This window comes from Marinobacter confluentis (assembly GCF_004785685.1).
Lineage (GTDB): Bacteria > Pseudomonadota > Gammaproteobacteria > Pseudomonadales > Oleiphilaceae > Marinobacter > Marinobacter confluentis.
In genome coordinates this window covers 1-332 of record NZ_SRPF01000026.1, presented here as the reverse complement: position 1 = coordinate 332, position 332 = coordinate 1, and the positions used below count along the sequence as shown (strand labels likewise).

The following is a 332-nucleotide window of genomic DNA, read 5'->3' as shown; positions in this document are numbered from 1 at the left end:
TGGAAATCGGAAACTGTGGGCCAGAAGGGACTCGATTTAGCGGTCCCAATAAAGCTAAGGTGAGTGAAATCGGAAATCGCCTCAGATTGGGGGCCGAGAGGCCTGGACGCGATCATTGGTTTGAATTCGGCTTGCCCAACTATCAGCCGGGAAATGAGGTGGTTCATCCGAAATCACACTACGACACTATCTCGGCGGAGGTCGCCAATCTCATCGAGACGCAGGGTGAGGCATTTTGGTCAGGTGCCGCCTAACCAGTCGCTCAAATTCGTTCCCGGCCTGGCGGCCGTCCACCGGACGCCCTTGTCAGGGCGCCGCTTAGCTATTCGTTA

1 protein-coding gene is annotated in these 332 nt (G+C 56.0%); it reads left to right on the top strand.

The window, feature by feature from the left end:
- Positions 1-254 (top strand): hypothetical protein (locus E5Q11_RS17900; protein ID WP_210426339.1); only part of this gene is annotated, 254 nt, incomplete at its 5' end.
- Between the last annotated feature and the right edge of the window lie 78 nt (positions 255-332).